This is a genomic window from Arthrobacter sp. 260 (assembly GCF_013116745.1).
Taxonomy (GTDB): domain Bacteria; phylum Actinomycetota; class Actinomycetes; order Actinomycetales; family Micrococcaceae; genus Arthrobacter_D.
The window spans coordinates 68,952-94,011 of sequence record NZ_JABFOE010000007.1; the positions used below are offsets into that span (position 1 = coordinate 68,952).

General features: G+C 67.0%; 22 protein-coding genes. 16 read left to right on the forward strand and 6 right to left on the reverse strand.

What is annotated here, in order from left to right:
* Positions 1-6: 6 nt before the first annotated feature.
* From aroQ to acs, 3 genes are all read right to left on the reverse strand, one after another.
* Positions 7-465 carry a type II 3-dehydroquinate dehydratase gene (gene aroQ / locus HMI57_RS09600; RefSeq protein WP_171585749.1) on the reverse strand — a complete coding sequence of 153 codons (459 nt, stop codon included), beginning with the start codon at positions 463-465 and terminating at the stop codon, positions 7-9.
* Between the two features lie 44 nt (positions 466-509).
* A complete protein-coding gene (locus tag HMI57_RS09605) occupies positions 510-1,859 on the reverse strand; it encodes an MFS transporter (protein ID WP_171585750.1) in 1,350 nt (449 codons plus the stop codon).
* 205 nt (positions 1,860-2,064) lie between these two features.
* On the reverse strand, positions 2,065-4,029 hold the full coding sequence (gene acs / locus HMI57_RS09610) for an acetate--CoA ligase (protein WP_171585751.1): 1,965 nt from the start codon (positions 4,027-4,029) through the stop codon (positions 2,065-2,067).
* Positions 4,030-4,245: 216 nt separating this feature from the next.
* Between acs and HMI57_RS09615 the strand changes: the two genes are divergently transcribed.
* Genes HMI57_RS09615 through HMI57_RS09625 form a run of 3 tightly spaced genes read left to right on the forward strand, consistent with a single transcriptional unit; the run spans position 4,246 to position 7,268 of the window.
* Positions 4,246-5,799, forward strand: a complete 1,554-nt coding sequence (locus HMI57_RS09615) for a hypothetical protein (RefSeq protein WP_171585752.1) — start codon at positions 4,246-4,248, stop codon at positions 5,797-5,799.
* 6 nt (positions 5,800-5,805) lie between these two features.
* A complete protein-coding gene (gene nth / locus HMI57_RS09620) occupies positions 5,806-6,612 on the forward strand; it encodes an endonuclease III (protein ID WP_318779262.1) in 807 nt (268 codons plus the stop codon).
* Positions 6,609-7,268, forward strand: a complete 660-nt coding sequence (locus tag HMI57_RS09625; protein WP_171585753.1) for a CoA pyrophosphatase — start codon at positions 6,609-6,611, stop codon at positions 7,266-7,268. The genes nth and HMI57_RS09625 overlap by 4 nt, the downstream gene beginning before the upstream one ends.
* A 29-nt stretch (positions 7,269-7,297) precedes the next feature.
* Here the strand turns inward: HMI57_RS09625 and HMI57_RS09630 are convergent, their stop codons facing one another.
* Positions 7,298-9,025 (reverse strand): bifunctional 3'-5' exonuclease/DNA polymerase, encoded by a 1,728-nt coding sequence (locus HMI57_RS09630; RefSeq protein ID WP_171585754.1) that lies wholly within the window; start codon positions 9,023-9,025, stop codon positions 7,298-7,300.
* Between HMI57_RS09630 and HMI57_RS19365 the strand changes: the two genes are divergently transcribed.
* From HMI57_RS19365 to HMI57_RS09665, 8 genes are all read left to right on the forward strand, one after another.
* The gene (locus HMI57_RS19365) at positions 9,024-9,149 is read left to right on the forward strand and encodes a hypothetical protein (protein WP_267313540.1); all 126 of its coding nucleotides are present in this window, start codon (positions 9,024-9,026) and stop codon (positions 9,147-9,149) included. The genes HMI57_RS09630 and HMI57_RS19365 overlap by 2 nt on opposite strands.
* A 21-nt stretch (positions 9,150-9,170) precedes the next feature.
* Entirely contained in the window at positions 9,171-10,253 is a 1,083-nt protein-coding gene (ssd, locus tag HMI57_RS09635) for a septum site-determining protein Ssd (RefSeq protein WP_171585755.1), read from the forward strand.
* Positions 10,250-11,446: a TadA family conjugal transfer-associated ATPase gene (locus HMI57_RS09640; RefSeq protein WP_228721031.1), complete on the forward strand. Its 1,197-nt coding sequence runs from the start codon at positions 10,250-10,252 to the stop codon at positions 11,444-11,446. The genes ssd and HMI57_RS09640 overlap by 4 nt, the downstream gene beginning before the upstream one ends.
* Positions 11,443-12,222 carry a hypothetical protein gene (locus HMI57_RS09645; RefSeq protein WP_171585756.1) on the forward strand — a complete coding sequence of 260 codons (780 nt, stop codon included), beginning with the start codon at positions 11,443-11,445 and terminating at the stop codon, positions 12,220-12,222. Before HMI57_RS09640 ends, HMI57_RS09645 begins: the two co-directional genes overlap by 4 nt.
* Positions 12,219-12,845 (forward strand): type II secretion system F family protein, encoded by a 627-nt coding sequence (locus HMI57_RS09650; protein WP_171585758.1) that lies wholly within the window; start codon positions 12,219-12,221, stop codon positions 12,843-12,845. The genes HMI57_RS09645 and HMI57_RS09650 overlap by 4 nt, the downstream gene beginning before the upstream one ends.
* A 165-nt stretch (positions 12,846-13,010) precedes the next feature.
* Positions 13,011-13,229: a DUF4244 domain-containing protein gene (locus HMI57_RS09655; RefSeq protein ID WP_171585760.1), complete on the forward strand. Its 219-nt coding sequence runs from the start codon at positions 13,011-13,013 to the stop codon at positions 13,227-13,229.
* A gap of 63 nt (positions 13,230-13,292) precedes the next feature.
* A complete protein-coding gene (locus tag HMI57_RS09660; RefSeq protein ID WP_216607301.1) occupies positions 13,293-13,748 on the forward strand; it encodes a TadE family type IV pilus minor pilin in 456 nt (151 codons plus the stop codon).
* A gap of 35 nt (positions 13,749-13,783) precedes the next feature.
* A complete protein-coding gene (locus HMI57_RS09665; RefSeq protein ID WP_318779164.1) occupies positions 13,784-14,137 on the forward strand; it encodes an Rv3654c family TadE-like protein in 354 nt (117 codons plus the stop codon).
* Between the two features lie 4 nt (positions 14,138-14,141).
* Here the strand turns inward: HMI57_RS09665 and HMI57_RS09670 are convergent, their stop codons facing one another.
* A complete protein-coding gene (locus HMI57_RS09670; protein WP_171585762.1) occupies positions 14,142-16,493 on the reverse strand; it encodes a DEAD/DEAH box helicase in 2,352 nt (783 codons plus the stop codon).
* 76 nt (positions 16,494-16,569) lie between these two features.
* Positions 16,570-17,127, reverse strand: coding sequence for a GNAT family N-acetyltransferase (locus HMI57_RS09675; RefSeq protein ID WP_171585764.1), 558 nt, complete (start codon positions 17,125-17,127; stop codon positions 16,570-16,572).
* 191 nt (positions 17,128-17,318) lie between these two features.
* Here HMI57_RS09675 and HMI57_RS19095 point away from each other — a divergent pair, with 191 nt between their 5' ends.
* The 5 genes from HMI57_RS19095 (at position 17,319) to HMI57_RS09700 (ending at position 24,788) form a co-directional block, all read left to right on the forward strand.
* A complete protein-coding gene (locus tag HMI57_RS19095) occupies positions 17,319-18,245 on the forward strand; it encodes a rhodanese-related sulfurtransferase (RefSeq protein WP_346655180.1) in 927 nt (308 codons plus the stop codon).
* Complete coding sequence (locus HMI57_RS09685; protein WP_346655181.1) at positions 18,242-19,888, forward strand: class I SAM-dependent methyltransferase; 1,647 nt, start codon at positions 18,242-18,244, stop codon at positions 19,886-19,888. Before HMI57_RS19095 ends, HMI57_RS09685 begins: the two co-directional genes overlap by 4 nt.
* Before the next feature lie 201 nt (positions 19,889-20,089).
* On the forward strand, positions 20,090-22,855 hold the full coding sequence (gene topA / locus HMI57_RS09690) for a type I DNA topoisomerase (RefSeq protein WP_171585767.1): 2,766 nt from the start codon (positions 20,090-20,092) through the stop codon (positions 22,853-22,855).
* A gap of 98 nt (positions 22,856-22,953) precedes the next feature.
* On the forward strand, positions 22,954-23,976 hold the full coding sequence (locus HMI57_RS09695; protein ID WP_171585769.1) for a Ppx/GppA family phosphatase: 1,023 nt from the start codon (positions 22,954-22,956) through the stop codon (positions 23,974-23,976).
* The gene (locus tag HMI57_RS09700; protein WP_346655182.1) at positions 23,973-24,788 is read left to right on the forward strand and encodes a sugar phosphate isomerase/epimerase; all 816 of its coding nucleotides are present in this window, start codon (positions 23,973-23,975) and stop codon (positions 24,786-24,788) included. Before HMI57_RS09695 ends, HMI57_RS09700 begins: the two co-directional genes overlap by 4 nt.
* Positions 24,789-25,060 lie beyond the last annotated feature (272 nt).

A 25,060-nucleotide genomic window follows, 5' to 3' on the forward strand; every position in this document is an offset into this window, starting at 1 on the left:
CGGGCTCTAACCGACGGATCCGGGCGAGAGTTTCTCGATCAGAAGGTCGACGGCGAACCGGTAGCCGCTGATCCCGGCGCCCACGATGACCGCCTCGGCCACCCCCGAGAGGTAGGAGTGATGCCTGAACTCCTCGCGCCGGTGCACGTTGCTGAGGTGGACTTCGACCATCGGGAGGCCGACGGCGGCGACCGCGTCGCGGAGCGCGACCGAGGTGTGGGTGTAGGCGCCAGCGTTCAGGACGATGCCGTCGGCCGTACCGGCAGCGCCGTGGATGGCGTCCACCAGTTCGCCCTCGTGGTTGGACTGCACGCAGGTCACAGCCCAGCCGTGCTGGCCGGCAGCCTCGGCTGCGACCGCCTCGACGTCGGCCAGTGTGGACGTCCCATACGTGGCTGGCTCCCGGGTGCCCAGGAGATTGAGGTTGGGTCCGTTGATGATCAGGAGGGTGGTGGTCTTCGGCATGGCTTAACTATGCCCCACGCCCCCTCGCTGCCCCACACCGGTGATTAGTGGCTGGCTTCTGCCGGGACGGGTGCAGGCTCAACACCCTGGGTCTTCCGGCGCAGCCGGACTGCCGCCAGCGCGCCTGCTACCGTCACCAGGCTCATCACCGCCAGCACAATACCGGGATGCCACCAGGCACCGTCGGTCGCCTGGCCGAGGAGTTGGGTGATCGAGGGTGCGAAACCGGCGACGATCGCTGCCAGGCTGTAGGCGAACGACAGGGCGGTGAAACCGGTGCGCGGTTCGAAGAGATCAGCCATCAACCCGCCCAGCGCGGCCCAGCTTGCCGTGGGCAGGATGCCGCCCAGCAGGATGGCTGCGATATAGGTGGGTGCGTCAGCGATGCTGATTACCCAGTACAGCGGGAACGCGATCAGGGCGGTGCCGATCGCGCCACCTGCCACTACCTTGGCCGAGCCGATCTTCATGGCGAGGTAGCCGAAGGCAGGAATGGTTGCGAGCTGCAGCAGTGAGCCAATCAGTGCGGCGTTCAGGACCGTCGCCTGGTCCAGCCCCAGCCGTTCGGTGCCGTAGGCCTGCGTGTAGGAGACCATCAGGAAGTAGGACCCGATGCCGAGTACTGCGGCGGCGGCGGCGACGGCAATGGCTGCCGGCTGCCGGCGAATCACCTCGAAGAACGGAATGCGGGCGGGTGCCTGGGCCTGCACGGTCGACTTGAACACCGGCGTCTCATCGATGGCGAGCCGCAGGTACAGGGCGATACCCAGGAACGGGAAGGCGAGGAGGAACGGGATGCGCCAGCCCCAGGTGGTCATGACGTCGGGAGCCGCCACCGCGAGGATCAGGAACACGAGCGAGATCAGCATGGTGCCGACCGGGGAGCCAAGCTGGGGGATCGAGGCATAGAGGGCCCGTTTGCGGGGCTCGGCGTGCTCGGTGGCGATCAGGATGGATCCGCCCCACTCGCCGCCGAGGGAGAGCCCCTGCAGCAGCCGCAGGATGGTCAGGAGGATCGGAGCCCACACGCCGATCACGCTGTAGTCAGGGAGCAGCCCCACCGAACCGGTGGCCAGGCCCATGAGCACGATGGTCCAGATCAGGGTCTTCTTGCGGCCAATCCGGTCGCCCAGGTGCCCAAACAGGATGGCACCCAAGGGGCGGGCCACGAAGCCCATTGCGAAGATCAGGAACGCCGACAGGGTTCCGGCGAGCGGGTCCTGAGAGGTGAAGAACACCTGGTTGAACACCAGTGCGGCGGCAGTGCCGAAGACGTAGAAGTCGTAGGACTCAAGGGTGGTGCCAACAAATGAGGCGGCCGCTGACTTCCTGGCCATCTTGCGGTTGGCGGCTGGCGGCGGCCCGGGGATCGCGGGGGCGGTAGTAGTAGACACGCTTCGAAATTGTCCTCGGCGCTCCGGGCGCTGCGCCATCTATTCAGGGCAAGATCACACCCCACCGGGACGCAGGTCACATCCGCACGTTAATAGCTGGCCCGTCACGACGGACCTGTCGATCGCCCCTTAACCCGGTGACGCGCCCGCAGCGTGCTGCGGACGCGTCACCGCCTGGTCTGGTCCAGTCGGTGGAGGAGGGGTGCTACTTCCTGAGTGACTGTGCGATCTGGGCCATGATCGTGGGGTCGGACAGGGTCGACGAGTCGCCGACCTCGCGGCCCTCGGCAACGTCCTTGAGCAGACGGCGCATGATCTTGCCCGACCGGGTCTTCGGCAGTTCGGGCACTACCAGGATGTTGCGTGGCTTGGCGATCGGACCGATCTCCTTCCCCACGTGGTTGCGCAGGGTGGTAACGATGTCGTCGTCGTCGACGGCGGAGCCGCGCAGGATCACGAACGCCACCACCGCCTCGCCGGTCGTCTCATCGGACGCGCCGACGACGGCGGCCTCAGCCACGGAGGGGTGGCTCACCAGTGCCGACTCGATCTCAGTGGTCGACAGTCGGTGACCGGAAATGTTCATGACATCGTCAACACGTCCCAGCAGCCAGATGTCGCCATCCTTATCGCGCTTCGCGCCGTCGCCGGCGAAATACATGTTGTCGAAGCGGGACCAGTAGGTGTCCTTGAACCGCTGCGGGTCGCCCCAGATGCCCCGGAGCATCGACGGCCACGGTTCGCGGACCACCAGGTAGCCGCCCGACCCGTTGGGGACCGACTGGCCCATCTCATCCACGACGTCCACGGAGATACCCGGTACCGCCACCTGCGCGGAGCCCGGCTTGGCGTGGGTGACGCCCGGCATCGGGGCGATCATGTGGGCGCCGGTCTCGGTCTGCCACCACGTGTCAACGATCGGTGCGCTGCCGCCGCCGATCATTTCGCGGTACCACATCCACGCCTCGGGGTTGATGGGTTCGCCGACGGAGCCGAGGACCCTGATGGAGCTGAGGTCGTACTTCTTGGGGATGTCCCGGCCCCACTTCATAAACGTCCGGATCGCGGTGGGTGCGGTGTAGAGGATCGACACCTTGTACTTCTCCACCAGTTCCCACCAGCGGCCCTGGTGCGGGGTGTCGGGCGTGCCCTCGTACATGAGCTGGGTGGCGCCGTTGACGAGCGGCGCGTAGGCGACGTAGCTGTGACCGGTGACCCAGCCGACGTCGGCCGTGCACCAGAACACGTCAGTCTCCGGCCGGAGGTCGAACGTGTTCTTGTGGGTGAAGGCCGTCTGCGTCAGGTAGCCGCCGGTGGTGTGCAGGATGCCCTTGGGCTTCCCGGTGGTCCCTGAGGTGTAAAGGATGAACAGCGGGTGCTCCGAGTCGTGGCCCTCGGCGGTGTGATCGGGGGAGGCGGTGCCGACGACGTCGTCCCACCACACGTCCCGGCCCTCGGTCCACTCGACCGGCTCACCGTTGCGCTTGACGACCACCACGTTCGTGACCGTGTGGCCCTCACGTTCCAGGGAGCCATCCACAGCGGGTTTCAGCGAGCTGGGCTTGCCCCGGCGGTAGGTGCCGTCAGCGGTGACCACCAGTTTGGCTTCCGCGTCATCGATCCGGCTGCGGAGCGCGTCGGCGGAGAACCCGCCGAAGACCACCGAGTGGACCGCGCCGATCCGGGCGCAGGCGAGCATCGTGATGACTGCTTCGGGGATCATCGGCAGGTACACGGCTACCCGGTCGCCTTTTTCGACGCCGAGCGACAGGAAGGCGTTGGAGGCTTTCTTGACCTCCTCGGTGAGCTCCGCATACGTGTAGGAGCGGGTGTCGCCCGGCTCGCCCTCGAAGTGGATGGCCACGCGGTCTCCGCGGCCCGCCTCGACGTGGCGGTCGAGCGCGTTGTAGGCGGCGTTGACCCGGCCCCCGACAAACCACTTGGCGAATGGTGCATCAGAGAAGTCGAGTGCCTCGGTGAAGTCCTCATCCCAGCTCAGGAGCGACCTCGCCTGGGTGGCCCAGAACTCAGGGCCCGCCTTGCCCTCCTCGTACAGGGACGGCTGGGCCACCGCGTTCGCGGCGAATTCCTCGGTCGGGGGGAAGCTGCGCTCCTCCAGGAGGAGGTTCTCGAATGCGTCGCCCTGGGTGGTCTGCGTGTTCTCAGACATGTTCTGCCCTTCTTCTGCCGGTTATCTCTCTGGGGCGGTGAGCCACACGGTTCGAAACCGGCACGCCGCACCGCGATACTGCTGACCAGACTAACCGCGGATGCCGTGGATATGTGTGCGCGCTCACACTCCCAGATGTGAAAGGCAGAGATTCTGCGGTGAGCGGCGGCGCGCGGAGCTTGCGCACGGCCCATTGGGTAGTGAAGGAGGAGTGGGTTGGCTAGGCTGGTGGGAGAAGAGAACGCTGGCGACTGCGGCCTGCCCGGCCGCCGCGACGAATGGAATTTCGACATGACAGATCCGCAGACAGGCCGGGATTCCGGCACCAGTGGCAGTAACCGCGTCGAGTCCGGGAGGACCGGCGGCCAGGCGGTGGCTGGCCCCTTCACCCTCCGCGAAACGGTGATCGGCGGATCCGTCCTGGTCATCTTCATCGGCTCGGTGCTGCCCTTCTTTGAAGCCATGGGGCGGTTCGGGAACCTCTGGAACTCGTCGTCGCTGTTCTTCCTCGCGATCGGGATTGTGCTGCCGATCGCCACCGCGGGACTGATGACGGCGCGGCGGCTCGGCACTGACACCCGGGTCGGGTCCCTGTCCGTCGACCAGTTCGCGTCAGTGGTCGCCGTGCTGGCAACCGCCTTCTTCTTGCTGCAGACCGTCACCTCCTTCCACTACGGGCCCTTCATCTGCCTGATCGGCTCGCTCGGCATGCTGGTCGCGACGGTCGGTGGACCGCATCTGCCCGGTTTCGCCGTCGACTTCGCTGGCCGCCCCTCCGCTGAGGCCCATGTCATGGCGCGGAAGATACTGCCTGCCAAGCCCAAGGCGCCCAAGGCACCGAAGGCGCCGACGTCCACCCAGCCAGGTTCAGCCACCCCGTCGGACTCGGCCAGCCCGGCCGGTTCGGCCGAACAGGTCACCGGGTGGAGCGATGGAGCCGGAACGACTGGCGCTGCCGCTGCCGCGGGAGCTACCGCCGGTGCCGCTCCGGATGACCACCACCAGGAGACGCCGAAGAAGCCTGGCAGTGCGCTGCGCAACAAGCTCGGTTTCGGTGCCGCAGCCAAGGCATCCTCCACGGATCCCTCCAGCAGTACCCCCGACGCCCACCTGGACAGCTCGGTCGCAGCGGTCCCCGGGGTCCAGGACAAGGAACTTCCCGACGCCGATTCCTCGGGCTACCCCCGGTTCGCCGACGAGGATTTCGCCCCCTACGCCAAGTCGGCCGACACTGCGAAGTCGCCTGATTCCGCAAAGTCAGCCGGAACGGCATCGTCCAACGACGTAGCGGAGCCCGTCGCCGCAGCGGCACCAGCAGATACCGCGGCCACCGCGCAGCGGGACTCGTCCTCCGACCAGCGCACCGGAACCAACGCCGGGTCCCGCCCAGCGGATCAGTCCTCGGTGGACACCGGCCCGCAGGACGCCGTCGCCCCCGGAACAGGTGCGGCAGCCGCAGCGTCAGCAGCAGCAGCCACGACCGCACAGCCGGTCGTGGAGCACCGTGGCAGCGGAAACCAGGAGTCCATCTCGGCGACCAAGTCGGAGGACGAGGGTCCCGTTGTCGAGGCATTCTGGTTCGCGGTAGGAACCCCCCGCCCCGTGGTCGACGAGGCCTCAGGGGTCGAACTGTTCGTCCTGCGCCCGGGTGACTGGGAAGTGGGCATCGAGGATCGCGGCGAGGAGTTCCTCGTTCAGGACAAGCGCACCGGCCGCGTCGGAGTCATGCGGGACCTGAGCAACATCGAGCGCGCCCCGAGCGACGGCTAGGCCGCAGTGGTCAGCAGCACCCCCGCTGACGGGCTGGATCCCTCGCCACTGGCGGTGAAGCGGCGCGCCCGTCGGATCCACCGGCGGCTGGCGGAGGAGTACCCGTACGCGGTCCCTGAACTCGATTTCACCAATCCCTTCGAGCTGCTGGTCGCGACGGTGCTCTCAGCCCAGACCACCGATGTGCGGGTGAACCTCACTACCCCGGCACTATTTGCGCGTTACCCAGATGCGCGAAGCCTGGCGGAGGCCGACGAAACGGTCCTGCAGGAGCTGATCAAGCCCACCGGCTTCTTTCGTGCGAAGGCGAGAAGTCTGCTGGCGCTGTCCACCCGGTTGGTTGACGAGTTTGATGGCGTCGTGCCCGCGCGGTTGGAGGATCTGGTGACGCTGCCCGGGGTCGGGCGCAAGACGGCGAACGTGGTGCTGGGCAATGCCTTCGGCATCCCGGGCATCACCGTCGATACCCATTTCGGGAGGCTCGCACGGCGCTTCCGATGGACCGAGTCCGACGACGCCGTCAAGGTGGAGGCCGACGTCGCCCGCTTGTTCGAGCCGCGCGACTGGACCCAGCTGTCCCATCACGTGGTCTTCCACGGCCGGCGTGTCTGCCACGCCCGGAAGCCCGCGTGCGGTGCCTGTCCGCTGGCGACGCTCTGCCCTGCCTACGGAGAGGGTGAGGTGGACCCGGTCAAGGCCGCCAAGCTGCTCAAGTACGAGCTGGCGCCCGGCAGGGAAGAGTTGCTGAGGTTGATGAAGGACGGCGCGACACGACGCGAGCTGCAGGCTGCCGGCTACAGCCTCGGCGCATGAGCGCCCGGCAACAGCTGCTGGACCTCGCGGCACGGTCCACCGACCGGCGCGGGATCCTGCGCGGCGTCGACCCGGCGTCGGCGCGCCACGCGGCCGTCCTGATCCTGTTCGGCGCACTCGACGACCGGCCGGCGCAGTTCCAGGCGTCGGCCGTGCCAGAGGACCTCGACATCTTGCTGGTGCTGCGGTCCGGGTCGCTCACCGATCACCCCGGCCAGGTGGCGTTCCCCGGCGGGCGGATCGACGACGACGACGACGGCCCGGTCGCGGCGGCCCTCCGCGAGGCCCGGGAGGAAACCGGCGTCGACACCGGCGGCATCGAGGTGCTCGGTCCGCTCCCGGAGTCTGGTCTCCCGGTCAGCAATTTCCTGGTCACCCCAGTCCTGGCGTGGTGGACCCGGCAGTCGCCGGTCACCGCCGTCGACGAGGCGGAGTCCGAACACGTGTTCCGGCTGCCGGTCGCCGACCTGCTCAATCCCGCGGGTCGACGGTCGGTTGTCGGAACCAGGAACGGGGTCAAGTGGACGACCCCCGCCTTCCTGGTCGGCGACATCACGGTGTGGGGTTTCACCGCAATGCTGCTGGACGCACTGTTCGATGACCTGGGGTGGACGGTTCCCTGGGACGCCTCCGCCGAGATTCGGCCGCCCCTTTAGCCAGCGGCCGCCCCTCTAGCTGGTGACTGTCACTTGGCATCGGCGTAGGAGTCCACCACCATCACGTTCACGGCGAATTCGATCGGGATGTCGCCGAACATGAGTCGGGTCGCCGACTGGGCGGCAGCCGTCACCAGGCGGCAGACCTCGTCGACCTGCGCGTCGGGGACATGGAGCATCACCTCGTCGTGGAGGAAGAACACCAGCAGGTCCACCGGAGGCGGCACTGCCGCTGTGCGCAACTGGCGGCGGAGTTCGGCCAGCCAGCACAGCGCCCACTCCGCGGCGGTCGCCTGCACCACGAAATTGCGGGTGAACCGGCCGCGCGATCTGGCCAGGTTGTCCGCCCGGCGTTGCTCCTCCGCACTGGCGGTCTGCTGGGCGGCCACCCATGCTTCGGTCGCCGGGGGACAGCCCCGGCCCAGATAACTGGTCACCACGCCGCCCGCCTCGCCGATGCGCGCCGCTCCCTCCACCACCTGAATCGCCTGGGGATAGGTGCGGGCGAGCTGCGGCATCAGCCGTCCCGATTCGCCGGTGGTGGCCCCGTACATGGCCCCAAGCATGGCGAGTTTCGCCTTCGCCCGGTCGCCGAAGCCCTGCTCCGCGATTCCCTGGTACAGATCCTTCCCCCGGGCCGCCGTCGCCAGGGCCGAGTCGCGGCCCAGCGCGGCCAGCACCCGCGGTTCGAGCTGGGCGGCGTCGGCAACCACAAACCGGTGGCCGGGGTCCGGGCGGACGGCGTCGCGGATCTGTTTGGGGATCTGCAGGGCCCCGCCACCCCGTGAGGCCCACCGGCCGGACACCACGCCTCCGACAACGTACTCGGGCCGGAACCGGCCATCCTGCACCCAGGCGTCCAGCCAGGTCCAGCCATTCGCGGTCAGCAGCCGGGAGAGCTTCTTGTAGCGCAGCAGCGGTTCAATCGCGGGATGCCGGTGCTGCTCCAACTCCCAGGACCTCGTGCTGGTCACCTCGATCCCGGCCCGGTGCAGTGCCCGGAGCAACTCCTGCGGTGAATCGGGATTGAACCCGGGATTGTTCAGATGAACCCGCAGCTCGCCGGCTATCCGCTCCAACTCGCGTGGCCGTGCGCCTTCGCGGGGTCGGGGACCCAGCTCGGATTCCAGCAGTGTTTCGTGCAGGTCGCGGCGCCAGGGAATCCCCGCCGCCTCCATCTCCGCGGCCAGCAGCGCCCCAGCGGATTCGGCGGCGAGCAGCAGGGCGAGACGTTGAGGCTGGCTGCCGGTGGCTACCGCCTGCTGTTGCTGGCGGAACTCGGCGAGGACAACCTCGGGGCCAGGACCGCTGGGGGCACTGGGAGTGTCGAAGAGGCTGAACTGGCCGGGCTGTTCCGGGAGCGGTGGAAGCTGCCGGGTGGGCAGTGTCTCCGGTGCGTCGGCCCGGTCCCGCAGGTCGGTGACGTAGGGCAGGTTCGCGCTGAAACTGGAGTTGCGGAGAATCTCTCGGGCCAGACTCAGATCGTGGCAGCGTTCGACACTGACGCCCGCCGTGAGCAGGCCCGGGTACCAGGCGCGGGTTGCCTCCCACACCCACCGCACCTTCTGTCCCTCGAAGTGGCGGACCGCGGCGGGGAAGTCATCCTGCCCGACGGCGATTGCGTCACCCGAGGGGGCCCCGGTTCCATCAACGGGTTGCAATACTGCCATCTGCGGAGCTGACGCGGCATCCGATGGTCCGCCAGAGTGCGCTGCCTCGTCCCCGCGAGGGGGTGGGGCTGAGACAACTACATACATGGCTTCATTCTCCCCCGCGAAGGTCCACCTCCTGCACCGTGCCGCTCCCTGGCACTCCTCCTGCACCGGACCCGCCGTCGGACGCTTTGTCCACATCTGCTGTGGGGGGCTGGGTGGGCACTGATTCCCGCGGCACGCTGGGGACATGACAACCGGCCAACCGTGGCTTCCGGCACCCGACGATGGGGGTGCGGCTCTGGTCACCGGCTCCCAGCGCATCCGCGACGAGACAGCACGGGTAGCAGCGGCCGCTGGTCTCGAACTGACGGTCACCGGAACGCTGTCCGAGGCCCGGATGCGGCGGCCAGCAGTCCTGCTGGTGGGAACCGATATCGGCGTGACCGGGCCGACGACTGACAGCGACCTGATCCTGGTGGGCCTTCAGGGAGAGGAGACCAGTGCGTGGGAAGTGGCGTCCCGGATCCACGCGGCACAGGTCGCGCTGCTGCCAGCGGCGGCACCCTGGCTGGCGGGGAGGTTCGCCGCGCTCTCAAATCAGGGTCCGAAAGGTCTGCTGCTGGGGGTGATGGGCTGTACGGGCGGGGCTGGGGCAAGTTCCCTCAGCTGCTGGTTGGCTCTCGCCGCTGCGGGCTCCGTCCAGTCCACGCTGCTTCTCGACGGTGACCCCGGCGGGGGAGGGCTGGCCCTGGCGCTGGGGACAGGGGAGGGGCCGGGTGTGCGGTGGGCGGACCTGGGCGAGGTGAGCGGTACGCTCAATCCCGACCAGCTGGTCGGCGCCTTGCCCACGGTGTCGGGTGTTTCGGTGCTGTCCATGAGCGGAGCTGGTCCAGCCGAGTCAGAGATCCTGGCCTCCCCGGCCGTGCCATCGGTGGTGGATGCGATCCGTACCGCTTTCACGCTGACAGTTGTCGATCTGCCGTCCGGCCGGCCGGCAGGAGGTCCGCTGCTGCAGGTCTGTGACACGCTAGTGCTCCTGGTTCCGGGCCGGGCCAGACCGATTGCGGCAGCCCGCTCCCTGGCACAGCAAACCCGCCACCTGCCGGTGTCGGTGGTCGCCCGGGGGCCGCTGGCATCCGGGTTGGACCCGCATCGGGTGGCCGAGATCACCGGGCTACCGCTGGCGGGCTACCTTCCCCAGCTGCGCGGCGTGCACACCGCTGAGCATCAGGGGCGGCTCTTGGAACTTGGATCCCAGCGTGCTCTCCGGCGGCTCACCTCCAGCCTTCTTGCCTCGCTTCCGGACGTGGCCGGGAAGGCGTGGCGATGAGCGACCGGCCAGCAATCCGCCGGGATGACCGCGCTCCTGACGACGTCGGAAGGTCAATGGTCAGCGAAGTACGACAGGCTGTCCTCGCGGACCAGCTGCCGCTGACCGGAGCCCGCCTGGCAGCGGCGGTCCAGTCAACCGGCAAGCTGTTAGGTTCCGCTGGAACACTCCGCACAGTGGATCGGGTGCAGGCGGAACTGCAGGGATTAGGGCCGTTGCAGCATCTTCTCGCCGACCCCACGGTCACCGACATCCTGGTCAACGGGCCCGACGAGGTGTGGGTGGACGGCGCCAACGGGCTGCGGCGGACCCCGGTGGTCTTCCACGCGGACTCCGAGGTGAGGTCCTTGGCCGTTCGGCTTATTTCGGCAGGTGGGCGGCGGCTCGACGACGGCAATCCCTGCGCCGACGTCCGGCTCAGGACGTTCCGGGTGCACGCAGTCCTCACTCCCGTCTCCAACCGGGGCACACTTTTGTCCATCCGTATCCAGCGACACCGCGAGTTCACCTTGGAGGAGCTGACCCGGTCCGGCACCCTCGACCAGGAAATGTCCGAGGTGCTGCGCGCGGTGGTGGAGCAGCGCCTCAACTTTCTGATCAGCGGGGCGACTGGCACCGGCAAGACCACCCTCCTGTCGACTCTGCTGGCCCTGAGCGCCCCCACCGAACGGCTCATCACCGTCGAGGATTCTGCGGAGTTGACCCCGCGACATCCCCACACGGTCCCACTGCAGTGTCGCCACGGCAATGTGGAGGGCGCCGGGTCCGTGGACCTCGCAGAACTGGTACGTCAGGCGCTGCGGATGCGCCCGGACCGGCTGATAGTCGGTGAATGCCGTGGAGCTGAGGTCCGGGAACTCCTGTCCGCGATGAATACCGGCCATTCGGGAGCTGGCGGAACGATTCACTCCAACTCGGCCGAAACAGTCCCGGCCCGTCTGACGGCCCTGGGTTCGCTGGCGGGCCTGAGCCAGGAGTCCGTCACCCTGCAGGCAGCCAGCGCCCTCGACGTCGTCGTGCATCTGGTGCGCACCGTCAGGGGCCGCCAGGTCGCAGCAATTGGGCTTGTGGAACTGGATGAGGCGGGTCACCTGGTCGTGCGGCCGGCTCTGGTCCAGGGCATCGACGGATGCAAGCCGGCAGCCGGCTGGTCCCGGCTGGTAAAACTGCTCGGGCACGGACCGGACCGATGACCGGAATCCTGACGGGCGCCCTCCTGTTGGCGGGCTACCTGATCCTCACCCTTCCCTGCGGCAGTGGCGCCAGTCTGATGTCCATGCCGACCAGCAGGATCACCGGGTGGAGGCGCCCCGCGCGGTCAGCCGCTCTTGATCCCGCAGAGCTGCCGTTGTTCGTCCACCAACTCACCGCTCTGCTGCAGGGCGGACGGTCGCCACACCAGCTGTGGCAGGACCTTGCCCTGCTGTACGCGGCAGCCGACGATGGCAGCGGGCGGCAGGACCCGACCGGTTTCGCCCAACTCGCGGCACCCGTGCTGCGGGCCGCCCAACAGGCGGCAGCCATCGGTGCGGGCGTCCCGGAGGTGCTCCGGGCCGCAGCCACCGAACCACCCGGGCCACGCGACTGGAGACCCGGCCGGCCACGAACCCCACCCTCAGTGTGCGCCGGGTTATGGCGGGATCTGGCAGTCTGCCTGGAGATTTCCGAACGCAGTGGCGCACCACTGACCGAGGTCCTCGGCCGGTACGCGGCGCAGCTCGACCTCGCGCTCGACTCGGCATCGGCCCGGGCGACGGCCCTGGCCGGTCCGAAGGCCACGGCCCGGCTGCTTGGCTGGCTGCCCGTGTTCGGACTCGGACTGGGCTATCTAACCGGACTTCAGCCGCTCGCCGTCCTCCTTGGATCCGCTGCGGGGATAACGCTGCTCTGTACAGGAGGCGCGTTGATGCTGCTGGGGCGGTTCTGGTCCGGACGGCTGGTTGCCACGGCAGGAAAGGAGCCGGGATGACCGGAGTGGTTGTTTTCCTCCTCATCTTCGCCGGGTGCTGGCTGCTGGTCGGCTCATCTCGGTTCGGAATCGCGGCGTTGAACCATAGCCCTGGCGTGGACCACGGCCAGCAGCGCACCGGCCTCGGGCGAGGGTGGCGGGCATCCGGCGACCGCGATTCGCCCAAAGCAGCGGTTCATCCGCTTGACCCGGCTGTGATGATCGACCTGCTGGGGGCAATGCTGGTTGCTGGTGCGCCCGTCGGGGAGTCGCTGGCAGCGCTCGCAGGCTCCTCCCCGCCGCCGGTGGCACAGGGCCTCCGGCGCGTCACGGGGGCTCTCGCCCTCGGATCGGACTGGGACGCGGCCTGGAACTCGGCGATATCGCAATCAGACCGTCCCACCCGGAAGGTGCTGGCGGAACTCAGGGATGCGCTGCGATTCGCGGCCCTGACCGGTGCGTCCTCTGCCGGAATGGTTCACGCCTACGCCGCACAGTTACGGCGCCGGAGAAATGGCGAGGCAGAGCGGCGTGCCGCGACCCTCGGTGTCCGACTCGTGGTTCCCCTGGGGCTGTGCTATCTGCCAGCTTTCATCTGCCTGGGGGTGCTTCCCATGGTCCTCGCTTTGCTTCCGCGCTGGTAATGACCCGGGTGACCGACCGTCGGAGACTTATCCACATAGCGCGTGCGTTCGGTCCGCAGCCGGGCGCGAACGGGCAGAGTTTTCAGCAGGACACATCAGAGTCCCAACCGATCGAGTGCCCACGTGGGGCAGGGCACTCACCAGATGGATCACACGGAGGAAGACATGTCATCACTCAAGGTACTCGTTTCGCGGACCGGCAGGCGTTTGGCTAGGGAAGTACGTCGACTCGCAAGGTCAGAGGCAGGGATGGCCACCGCGGAGTACGCCATTGCCACGCTGGCAGCGGTGGGGTTCGCCGCACTACTGGTGGCGATCCTGTCCAGCGGGGAGGTCAGGGGCATGTTGATGAACCTGATCAGTTCGGCCCTCAGCTTCGGGTAAGCCGCAGTGTCTCCCCATTCAGCCTTAACGAGACGGCGGCGGCCCGACTCCCAGCACGGGGCGGTGACGGCGGAAGTGGCGGTCGCACTGCCGTCCTTGATCGTGCTTCTGGCGCTGCTCCTGGGCGCCGCCACGGCCGGACTGACCCAGCTCAGGCTAGAGGAGGCGGCCCGTGCCGGGGCCCGGGAAGTGGTCAGGGGAGAGCGAGCGGACGAAGTGCAGGCAACGGTGCGCAGGCTCGCTGGCTCGCAGTCACAGCTGGAGGTAGCGGAGCAGGGGGTCTGGACCACCGTGACCGTTGGGTCCCGCGTCTCCCTGCCGGGGGTCGACTTTCTGGGATGGGACCTGTCGGCGTCTGCCACGGCCCGGGCAGAACTCCAGAAGCAGGTCCACGGGAAGCCGTATCGGGGTGCTCCGGCTGCAGAGAATAAGTCAGCTGCCTGCCATCCAGGCACTGGTGGACCACGGGGTGGCTGCGCGGCACCGCCCGGCCAGGCGCCCACGGAGTACAGCTCGTGAAGGGGCGGGCCCACAGGCGGCGCCGAGGAGGGGAAGTGGGAGCCGGAACAGTGTTGACCTGCGGGTTCGCGTTGCTGCTCATGTCCCTGATTGCCGCAATGGTTCTGCTCGCCCAGGCAGGTGCGACGGCGTCCCGGGCAGCGACAGCCGCCGATCTGGCAGCGCTGGCCGCCGCGGACGCGTCCCGCGGATTGATACCCGGCGACCCCTGCACGGTGGCTGCAGAAACCGCAGCGGCACAGGGGGCAACCCTGCAGTCCTGCAGCAGGGCAGGGCCGGGCGGCACGGTCGTGGAGGTGCGCACGTCCGCCAGGGTCGATCCGGCGGTCCACTGGTTCGCGCTGATCCCGGACGCGACCGGCCGGGCGCGTGCCGGACCGCCGCCCTGATTCGCTAGCCGGGGATGCCGGGGATGCCGGGGGTGCCTACCGGATCCTGGGCGAGCAGGAGCGCGAGCAGGGTAGCCGCACCGGCCTTGCTCAGCGGGTTATTCCGGTTTCCACACTTCGGCGACTGCACGCAGGAAGGGCACCCGGTGTCGCACTCGCAGGCACGAATCGCATCGAGGGTCGCCTTGATCCAGATCCTGACGGCGTCGTAACCCCGTTCGGCGAAGCCCGCCCCACCCGGGTGGCCGTCGTAGACGAAGATAGTCGGCACCATGGTGTCGGCGTGCAGGGCGGTAGATACTCCGCCGATGTCCCAGCGGTCGCTCGACGCCACGAGGGGTAGCAGGCCGATCGCTGCGTGTTCGGCGGCGTGCAGGGCTCCCGGAAGATCGGCAGCCGTCAGGCCGTTGGCCTCCAGCAGACGCTGATCGAACTCAAACCAGACACCCTTCGTATGAAGGTCACGAGCGCCCAGCTCCAGCGGTTCCTCACCGAGGATCTCGTTGGAGACGAAAGCCTTGCGCTGGAACGAGACCACCTGGGTGGTCACCAGCACCTCACCGAACCTGATCTGGACACCACCCCAGTCCTGGGTGCGGTCAGTCCCGATCACCTCGATCTCGGTGATGTCCCTGGCCTGGGTGTAGTAGTCAGGGTTGGAGCGGGTCACCATCGCGCAATGATCCTGCTCGTTCAGTTCATCCACCACATAGGTCTGCCCCTGGTGCACGTAAATCGCTCCGGCGTGCGCCTGGTAGTGGCTCTGCGGCGAATCCATGGTGCCGAGCATCGTGCCGGTTCCGGTTTCGACGATGCTGATGGGCCCACCGCCGTCCGCGCGGAGGTTCACCATCGCGGCGGCACTCTGCGGATGGGTCCAGAACCAGCCCGCGGGCCGCTGGCGGAGAAACCCCTGCGTCACCAGTTTGGCCAGCAGGGCTTCGACACCCGCACCGAAGAGGGGCAGCTCGGCCGGAGTCAACGGTAGCTCCGCAGCCGCCGCGCACAGATGCGGGCCCAGCACATACGGGTTGGTCGGGTCGAACACCGTGGCTTCCACCCCGACGTCGAACACCGCCTCGGGATGATGCACCAGATAGGTGTCCAGCGGGTCGTCGCTCGCGACGAAAGCGGCGAGTGCATCCTGGCCCGAACGCCCGGCCCTGCCGATCTGCTGCAAAAGCGACGCGCGGGTGCCGGGCCAGCCCGCCACCAGGACCGCGTCCAGCCCTGAGATGTCGATGCCCAGTTCCAGCGCAGGCGTGCTTGCGACGCCGAGAAGTTGCCCGCTGCGGAGCGCCGCCTCCAGTTCCCTGCGCTCTTCAGGCAAATAGCCCGACCGGTAGGCGGCAACCCGGGCTGGCAGGCTCGGATGGACCTCGTGGAGCAACCGTTTGGACATCGCCGCGATGCTCTCTGCGCCCCGCCTTGACTTGATGAAAGCGATAGTACGCACCTGCGCTGAGACCAGGTTCGTCAACAGGTCGGACGTCTCGGCGATGACGGTCCGGCGCTTGGGTGCGCCGTTCTCCCCGCGCAGGTCGGTGAGCTCAGGCTCCCAAAAGGCCACCGTGGTGGAGCCGTGGGGTGAACTGTCCTCGATGACGGGGGTCGCCTCGCCGCCGATCAGCTTCCCGAAGGAGGCCCCTGGATCGGCTGACGTGGCTGAGGCCCCAATGAACACGGGAGAGGCACCGTAGTACTCGCAGACCCGCCGCAGGCGCCGTAGCAGGTTCGCCACGTGTGATCCGAAGACTCCCCGATAGCTGTGCGCCTCATCGATGATTACGTACTTCAGCCGCCTGAAGTACCTGGCCCACCATGCATGATTCGGGAGGATCCCATAGTGCAGCATGTCCGGGTTGGCCAGGACCAGGTTCGCGTGATCCCTGATCCACCGGCGGGCTGTGGGGTCCGTATCGCCATCGTAGGTTTCCGCCCGCACCGTCGGAAGGTTCAGAGCCTTGACGGCGGCCAGCTGGTCAGCGGCGAGGGCCTTGGTCGGGGCGAGGTACAGCGCCACCGATCCGGTGGGCTCCAGGGAAACCTGGTCGCCAAGCGCCGTCCGATGGATCTCGTCGAGCACCGGCAACTGATAGCAGAGCGATTTTCCGGACGCTGTTCCGGTCGCCACGATGGTGTGCTGCCCGCTATGGGCTGCGTTCGCTGCGGTGACCTGATGCAGCCACGGGGTCGGAACCCCCAGGGCGCCGTAGGCGGCGACCACGTCCGGGTGTGCCCAGGCCGGCCACGGTTCGGTGACGGCCTGCCGGGCCGGGATCTGACGGACATGGACCAGCTGCTCCGGTTCGGCGCCCCCACCAAGCAGGGGGATCAGGGAGTCATGTTGGGCCACGGTGCCATTGTGTCACTCCGGCGGGCACACACCTCCCGCCGGAGCAAGTGCCCGCTCCGTCCGAGAGACGGAAGGGTCAGCCGCGAATCACAAAAACATCGGCCAGATGGTTCCAGCCCAGGAACTGGTACAGCTGCTGGCCATCCGCCGAGGCCATCAGCAGCCCGTCCTGCACGTCGTCCTCGAGCACCGCGGAGGTGAGTGCCCGCATGACGAAACTGCCGAGCCCCCGGCGCCGGTACGCCTCGTTGGTAATGATGCGGTCGTAGACCGCGAAATCCTGTTCGACGGCCACCGAGCCGCGGGCGGCTTCCTCCCCATTGGCCGTCACCATCACCCGGCGGCACGACGGTTCACGCAGGTGGGTGAGGGAGAACACGTCATCCGGCGCCCGCGGCTCCTCCACGTCCTGGCCATCCATGTTGACCGTCATCAGTGCCTGACGGTTGTCGACCACGCGCAACCCCGCAGGACGCAGCGTCGCCAGCAGGTCATTCATTCTGGTGGTGACCACCGTCAGGAGACGGTTCGGATCGGCCTTCGTTTCAGCGGCGAGCGCCAGTGCCTCCTCGTCGGATGGTTCATAGACGAAGTGTTCCAGCTGGTTTCCGGAGTCGGTCAGCACTACTGACACCGTTCGCCCCTCGTCATGCGGCTGATAACCCCGGCAGGCGGACCAACCAGAAATCCACGTTTTCATCAAGTCTTCAGACAGGGTTGCGCTCATGCAATGACCATAGTTTGTAGGACAGGTATTGAACATAGAATTACCCGGCCGTAGCGCATTTGAGACCTGCTATGACAGGGGCCGTTATGCTTAAATGCGTGTCCATGAACCGCATTGTGCTCTATTACGCCTTCACCCCATTGCCAGACCCCGAAGCCGTGCGCCTCTGGCAGCGCGCCCTCTGCGAGAAGCTGGGGCTGCGGGGACGCATCCTCCTGTCGAAAGACGGGATCAACGGCACGGTGGGCGGGGAGCTCAACGCGATGAAACAGTACGTAAAAGCCATCCGCGAATACCCTGCCTTCAAGAAGATGGACATCAAGTGGTCGGAGGGCGGCGCGGCTGACTTCCCCCGCCTCAGCGTGAAAGTGAGGGACGAAATTGTGTCCTTCGGCGCCCCGAACGAACTCAAGGTCAACGAATCGGGGGTGGTGGGCGGTGGCACCCACCTCAAACCGGCTGACCTGCACCGGCTGGTGGATGCGAAAAAAGCCAGCGGGGAAGAAGTGGTCTTCTTCGACGGCCGCAACGCCCTCGAAGCGCAGATCGGCCGGTTCAGGAACGCGATCGTGCCCAACGTGGCCACCACCCAGGACTTCGTCAACGAACTGGACTCCGGCCGGTATGACGACCTCAAGGACAAGCCGGTGGTCACCTACTGCACCGGCGGGATCCGCTGCGAGGTGCTGTCCAGCCTGATGATCAACCGTGGTTTCACCGAGGTGTACCAGCTCGACGGCGGGATTGTGCGGTACGGCGAGGAATACGGTGACTCCGGCCTCTGGGAAGGGTCGCTGTACGTGTTCGACAAACGCATGCACGTCGAGTTCTCCAAGGATGCGAAGACCATTGGCAAATGTGTCCGCTGCGCGTCGCCCACCAACAAGTTCGAGAACTGCTCCAACCTTGCCTGCCGGAACCTCACCCTCTACTGCGCCGACTGCGCGGCCTCCCCGTCGACCCTGCGGTGCCCGCAGGGCTGCGAATCAGACGAGTCCGAGGCCACTGCCGCAGGTGCCGCGTGACCCCCACCGATTTCGTTGCCGACGTCCCCGACGCCCCGGCCAGCAACCACCCCGCACTGCTCGGGCAGCTGGCCGCTGACCTTCTGGCACTGAACTACACGGTCGACGGCGTTGCCGAGCTGGTCGGCGACGAAGCCTGGCAGGCGTTGGAAAAGGACCAGCTGATCCCGGCGCTGCTCGCCTGCCAGCAGGCGGGGACCTCCGGTGATCAGCCGGCCGCTCCCGTCCTGCTCTGGATGCTCGGCGAGCGGATATCGGACGACCAATTGGGCACGGCGTTCCCCCGAACGGGACCGGAAGGGTTGCACCGTCTGGGGTTGGCTGAGCGCTCCGACGCGGACCACTGGCATGCAACTGTCGACCTGCGGCCCTACACCTCCGACACGAGCGGTGACCTGTGGGTTGCCAGTGACCTGGGGCAACACCAGCGGCCCGGCGTCCTCCGGCGCGACCATGTCCTCGGAATCGGTCACGCCTCCTTGAACCTCGCCCAACTGACCATCCGGCCAGCCGTTGATCGTGCCCTGGATCTGGGCACCGGCTGCGGGATCCAGACCTTTCACCTGCTCGATCACGCACGACATGTCACCGCCACCGACATCTCGACGCGAGCTCTTGCCTTCACCCGGTTCAACCTGCTCCTGAACGCTGAGGGTCTCCGGCTCGACCCCGCGGATCTCGGGGCACGGGTCACCCTCCGGCAGGGCAGCCTACTGGACCCCGTGGCGGGGGAGACCTTCGACCTGATCGTCTCCAACCCACCGTTTGTCATCACCCCGCGCCAGCCCGGCGAATCCGCCGCTAACCAGTTCACCTACCGCGACGGCGGGCTGCCGGGCGACGACATTGTCTCCACCCTGGTCAGGGACCTTCCGGCGCTGCTGACCGAGGGTGGAACCGCCCAGCTGCTGGGCAACTGGGAAATCACGGCCGGCAGCGGTACCTGGCATGAACGGATCGAGTCCTGGATCCCCGCCGGAGTGGATGGCTGGGTGATCCAGCGGGAACAGCTCACGCCGTCGGGCTATGCCCTGACCTGGCTGCGGGACGCCGCCGAAACCCGCGACCCCCACTGGTTCGCCGAGCGTTACTCTGCGTATCTCGCCGACTTCGCCAGCCGGAACGTCGAGGCCATCGGGTTCGGCTCGGTGGTGCTCCGCACCCAGCCACCGGGCGGCCTCAGCCAGGCAGGGCCCGCACCGCTGCGAAGGTTCGAAGAGATTACCCACCCCCTGGAACAGCCCATCGGCCCCCACATCGCTGCTGCTCTGCGCCGCCAGGACTGGTCGACCGCGCACACCGGGGACCTCGCGGACCAGCACCTCGAGGTGTCCGACGACGTCACCGAGGAACGGCACCAGCGCCCCGGCGCTGAACACCCCGGCGTGATCCTGCTGCGGCAGGGCGCAGGATTCCGGCGCACGAACCTCCTCAGTACCGAACTGGCAGGCTTCGTCTCCGCCTGCGACGGCGAGCTCACCGCCGGTCAGATCACGATGGCACTCGGCGCCCTCCTCGGCCAGGACGACGAGGGCTTCCGGGAGGCGCTTCTCGCTGATGTGCTGGAGCTTCTCCTTGACGGCTTCCTCATCCCGGCCGACGACCACTGGGACCAGGACCGTCCCGTCGAAGTCGGCCACTAGCCACCCGCCCGGGGCATCCGGCGACGAGAGGTTGTACACAGTTATCGCGCTTTTGTGACCACCCCTACATCGGAGCCGTTACCCTATTGCAGGAAGGCATACCGCATACTGTGAAGGGTATGGGGCCAGAGAACCAGTGGCGTCCCGTCACGAACCACGCTGAATCAGCACCGAAATCAGCGACCTATATATAGGAGAGAAGTGCCCACTAAGGCAACGGACAAGAAGCCCGGCCGCAAGCTCGTCATTGTTGAGTCACCCGCAAAGAGCAAAACCATTGCGGGCTATCTTGGCGAGGGCTTCGAGGTCACGGCGTCCATGGGGCACATCCGGGATCTCCCCCAGCCCTCCGACCTGCCCGCCGAGCTCAAGAAGACCGGTGTCGGCAAGTTCGCGGTGGACCTCGACAAGGACTTCGAGCCCTACTACGTGGTCTCCGCCAACAAGAAGAAGACCGTCGCCGAGCTCAAGGCTGCACTCAAGGGCGCCGAAGCCCTCTACCTCGCAACTGACGGTGACCGCGAAGGTGAAGCGATCGCCTGGCACCTGCTCGAGGTCCTCAAGCCCAAGGTTCCCGTATACCGGCTGACCTTCCCCGAAATCACCAAGGAAGCCATCCAGCGTGCCCTGCTGGAAATGCGCGAACTCGACATCCCCATGGTCGATGCCCAGGAGACCCGGCGGATCCTCGACCGGCTCTACGGTTACGAGATTTCGCCGGTGCTGTGGCGCAAGGTGGCCCGCGGGCTCTCCGCTGGCCGGGTGCAGTCGGTTGCGACCCGCCTCGTGGTGGAACGCGAACGGGAACGGATGGCGTTCCGCGCCGCCTCGTACTGGGACCTGACTGGTTCGTTTTCGCCGCTGAGCGGCGACGAACGGCAATCCTTCGGCGCCAAACTGGTCAGCCTCGACGGTGCCCGCGTCGCCACCGGCAAGGACTTCAACGACCTGGGCGAGCTGAAGTCATCGACAGTTGCACGGCTCGACGCCGAGACCGCCGAATCCCTGGCAGCCGAACTCCAGACCTCCGAGTTCGCCGTCCGGTCAGTGGACACCAAGCCCTATACCCGCCGCCCGGCGGCGCCTTTCACGACGTCGACCCTGCAGCAGGAAGCGGCACGCAAGCTCCGCTTCTCCTCCCGGGTCACCATGCAGGTGGCACAGCGGCTGTACGAAAACGGCTACATCACCTACATGCGAACCGACTCGCCAGCCCTGTCGGACCAGGCTGTCAACGCTGCCCGCCGCCAGGCCTCCGAACTGTACGGCGCCGAATATGTGCCGGACGCCCGCCGGGTCTATAAGGGCAAGTCGAAGAACGCACAGGAGGCCCACGAGGCCATCCGTCCCGCGGGTGACTCCTTCCGTACCCCGGCCCAGGTGGCCGGCCAGCTCCGCGGCGACGAGTTCCGCCTGTACGAACTTATCTGGAAGCGGACCGTTGCCTCCCAGATGGCTGACGCCAAGGGCTCGACGGCGACCGTCCGGCTAGGTGCGCTGGCAACCGGACCGGACGGCAGGACCCGCGACGCCGAGTTCTCCGCTTCCGGAACGGTGATCACCTTCCGCGGTTTCATGGCCGCCTACGAGGAAGGCAAGGACGCCGGTCGCAACGAACAGGACGCCGCCGACGACGGTGGGCAGGGAGCGCGGCTCCCCAACCTCAGCGCCGGGGACAAGCTGGGCGCCGAGGAAGTCACCGCCGTCGGGCATGAGACCTCGCCGCCGCCGCGTTACACCGAAGCCTCCCTGGTGAAGGTGCTTGAGGAGCTCGGCATCGGCCGTCCCTCCACGTACGCCGCGACCATTTCCACCATCATGGACCGCGGGTATGTGCGCACCCGTGGGCAGGCCCTGGTTCCCAGCTGGATCGCTTTCTCGGTGGTCCGGTTGCTGGAGGAACATTTCCACGACTACGTCGACTACGACTTCACGGCCGAGCTGGAAGAGGACCTTGACCGCATTGCCCGCGGCGAGGCTGGCCGGGTCGACTGGCTGAACCACTTCTACTACGGGGACCGCAAGGTCACCGGGCTGCACACCATCGTGAATGACCTGGGCGAGATTGATGCACGCAAGATCAACTCGATCGAGATCGCTGAGGGCATCACCCTGCGGGTCGGCAAGTTCGGTCCCTACCTGGAGAAGCCACTCGACCCCGACGCCGAGGAGGGCACCGAGCCGCAACGCGCGAACGTGCCCGAGGATCTCGCTCCCGATGAGCTGACCGTTGAGAAGGCCATCGAACTGATGAACTCGTCCGGCACCGAAGAGCGCGTCCTTGGGGAGGACCCCGAAACGGGACGCACGATCGTAGCCCGCGACGGCCGGTACGGGCCCTACGTGATCGAACTGATCCCGGAGGTCACCGAGGAGGAACTGGCCAAGCAGCCGGTCGAGTACTACAAGAACGGCAAGCCGAAGCCGCCCAAAAAGCCGGTGAAGGAGAAGCCGCGGACGGGCTCCCTGTTCGCGTCGATGTCGCTGGAAACTGTCACGCTTGAGGATGCCCTGAAGCTGATGAATCTTCCCCGGATCCTTGGAACTGATGCCGAGGGCAAGGAGATCACTGTCCAGAACGGGCGGTTCGGTCCCTACCTGAAGAAGGGCACCGATTCGCGGTCCATCGGGTCGGAAGAGGAAATCTTCACCATCACCCTCGAGCAGGCGCTGGAGATCTATTCGCAGCCGAAGCAGCGGGGCGGCCGGGTGGCTGCCCCGCCGCTCGCCGAGTTCGGTGACGACCCGGTCTCCGAGAAGCCGGTAGTGGTCAAGGACGGTCGCTTCGGCCCGTACATTACCGACGGCGTCACCAACATCACCGTTCCGCGGTCGATGGCCATCGAGGAGCTGACCCGGGAGATGGCGCTCGACCTTCTGGCGGAGAAGCGCGCCAAGGGCCCGGTGCCGAAGAAGAAGCCGGCCACCCGGGCGCCAGCCAAGCGTAAAGTTGCTGCACGCAAGTAAAGGTTCGGTGGCGGATGCCACCGGGTAGGCCCGATCAGTCACAGGACGTCGTGGGGGCGCGTCGTCAACGGAAGTAGCTCACGAGACATAATGGAATCATGCGTCTAGGCGTCCTCGATATTGGATCAAATACGGTGCACCTGCTCCTGGTGGATGCGCATGCCGGGGCACGACCGGTACCCTTCGCGTCCCACAAGCGTCCACTCCAGTTGGTGGCGCACCTGGACGCCGACGGCGCCATCACCGATCAGGGGCAGGATGAGCTGATCAGCTTCGTCAAGGAAGCGCGGAAGTTCGCCGACCGCCACGGTGCTGAAGACTTCCTCGCTTTCTGCACCTCGGCCATCCGGGAGTCCGCGAACGGGGCCGCCGTGCTGCAGCGGGTCAAGGAGGAAACCGCCGTAGCGCTTCAGGAGCTCACCGGCGACCAGGAAGCGGCCATGACGTTCCAGGCCGTCCGTCGCTGGTACGGCTGGAGCGCCGGCTCAATTCTCAACCTCGACATCGGCGGCGGCTCCTTCGAAATGGCCATGGGCGCCGACGAACTGCCCGAGGTCGCCATCTCGGTGCCACTCGGAGCCGGACGGCTTACCCGGGACTGGCTCTCGGCTGACCCGCCCACCGCGAAGAGCGTCAAGAACCTCCGGCGATACATCCGCGGCACCATGAAGGAGGCGGCCGCTGAGTTCGCTTCCCTCGGTGAACCGCATCTGGTGGCGGGGACATCCAAGACGTTCCGGTCGCTGGCCAGACTGGCTGGCGCGGCGCCGTCGGCGGCAGGGCCGTTCGTGCGCAGGGAGCTCCGTCTCGAGGACCTGTCCCTCTGGACCAAGCGCCTGGCGGCCATGTCAGTGAAGGACCGGGTCAACCTCGACGGCGTCTCCGAGGCCCGGGCGGCGCAGGTGCTCGCCGGTGCACTGGTGGCCGAGGCTGCCCTTGAGGCGTTCAAGGTGGACAGCGTGAAGATCTGTCCGTGGGCGCTCCGCGAAGGCCTACTGCTTCGACGGTTCGATACGAAGATGTTCGAAGCGCAGGAACCGATGCCAGCGGTCGGCGTCGGTCATGTGCAACTGAATTCGGCCCTCCAAGACACCCCGTGGGCAGGACGCGCGGCACTGTGAGCGGGGAAGCTGCACCGCAGCGGGACGGGGTGCGGGTCGCGCTCTCCAGCGCATCCGTCTACCCCCTCGCGGTGCATGAGGCGTTCGCCGTATCCCGGAACCTGGGCTATGACGGCGTCGAGGTGATGGTCACCAACAACCATGTCAGCCAGAATCCGGACATGCTCAGCGCGCTCAGCCGAGAGTATGACCAGCCGATTGTGGCGATCCATGCCCCGACCCTCCTGCTCACCCAGCAGGTGTGGGGCAAGGCGTGGACCAAGGTGGAAATGTCGGCCGCGATGGCGGCGGAGGTCGGGGCAACGACTGTAGTGGTCCATCCACCCTTCCGGTGGCAGAGCGGCTATGCCGAAAACTTCGCCGAGGGGGTGCAGCGCATCACCGCCGAATATGGGGTGACAGTCGCGGTCGAGAACATGTATCCGTGGCGGGTCCGGGGTCGTGAGGCGAAGGCCTATCTGCCGCACTGGAACCCGGTGCCGCAGGGCTATGAAGCGGTCACCTGGGACTTCTCCCATGCAGCGATTGCCGGGATGGATTCGCTCGACGAAATGCGGACGCTCGGCGACCGGTTATCGCACGTGCACCTGACCGACGGTACGCCCAACGGCAGGGACGAGCACTTGTTGCCGGGGCAGGGGACACAGCGCTGCGCCGAATCCCTGCAGTTCCTCGGTGACTCGGGGTTCACCGGGGTGGTGGCGGTCGAGGTCAGCACCAGAAAAGCGAAAGGTGCCGACGAGCGGGACAAGTGGTTGGGGGAAACACTCGCTTTTGCTCGACGACACCTGGGTCAGGCCAAGGAAGCCTGACGGTTATCACTCGCACCTCGAGGAGGTGTTACCAACACTAGGACCGCTACTTGTGCGTTAGCCGTGAGGCACCTGAGTGTTCCCCTTAAAGGGAACGGTGCCGGCGAGCTGTCCAAGCGAGTGGGGGGCAAGCTTGCGTCGCTCACCGGCACCTGAGACGGATCAGACCCTAAGGCCTGATCCGTCATCACTCGCACCTTTATGAGGCAATAACGAGTGTACTGTTATTTCCTCGTGAATATGCCTGAGGAGGCTGGGATATCGCTGGGAAT

Excerpts from the sequence above, each read along its gene's own strand:
- aroQ (WP_171585749.1), bottom strand. The coding sequence starts at position 465 with ATGCCGAAGACCACCACCCTCCTGATCATCAACGGACCCAACCTCAAT.
- acs (WP_171585751.1), bottom strand. The coding sequence starts at position 4,029 with ATGTCTGAGAACACGCAGACCACCCAGGGCGACGCATTCGAGAACCTC.
- HMI57_RS09625 (WP_171585753.1), top strand. The coding sequence starts at position 6,609 with ATGAGCGCCCGGCAACAGCTGCTGGACCTCGCGGCACGGTCCACCGAC.
- HMI57_RS19365 (WP_267313540.1), top strand. The coding sequence starts at position 9,024 with ATGGCTTCATTCTCCCCCGCGAAGGTCCACCTCCTGCACCGTGCCGCT.
- HMI57_RS09630 (WP_171585754.1), bottom strand. The coding sequence starts at position 9,025 with ATGTATGTAGTTGTCTCAGCCCCACCCCCTCGCGGGGACGAGGCAGCG.
- ssd (WP_171585755.1), top strand. The coding sequence starts at position 9,171 with ATGACAACCGGCCAACCGTGGCTTCCGGCACCCGACGATGGGGGTGCG.
- HMI57_RS09640 (WP_228721031.1), top strand. The coding sequence starts at position 10,250 with ATGAGCGACCGGCCAGCAATCCGCCGGGATGACCGCGCTCCTGACGAC.
- HMI57_RS09645 (WP_171585756.1), top strand. The coding sequence starts at position 11,443 with ATGACCGGAATCCTGACGGGCGCCCTCCTGTTGGCGGGCTACCTGATC.
- HMI57_RS09650 (WP_171585758.1), top strand. The coding sequence starts at position 12,219 with ATGACCGGAGTGGTTGTTTTCCTCCTCATCTTCGCCGGGTGCTGGCTG.
- HMI57_RS09655 (WP_171585760.1), top strand. The coding sequence starts at position 13,011 with ATGTCATCACTCAAGGTACTCGTTTCGCGGACCGGCAGGCGTTTGGCT.
- HMI57_RS09695 (WP_171585769.1), top strand. The coding sequence starts at position 22,954 with ATGCGTCTAGGCGTCCTCGATATTGGATCAAATACGGTGCACCTGCTC.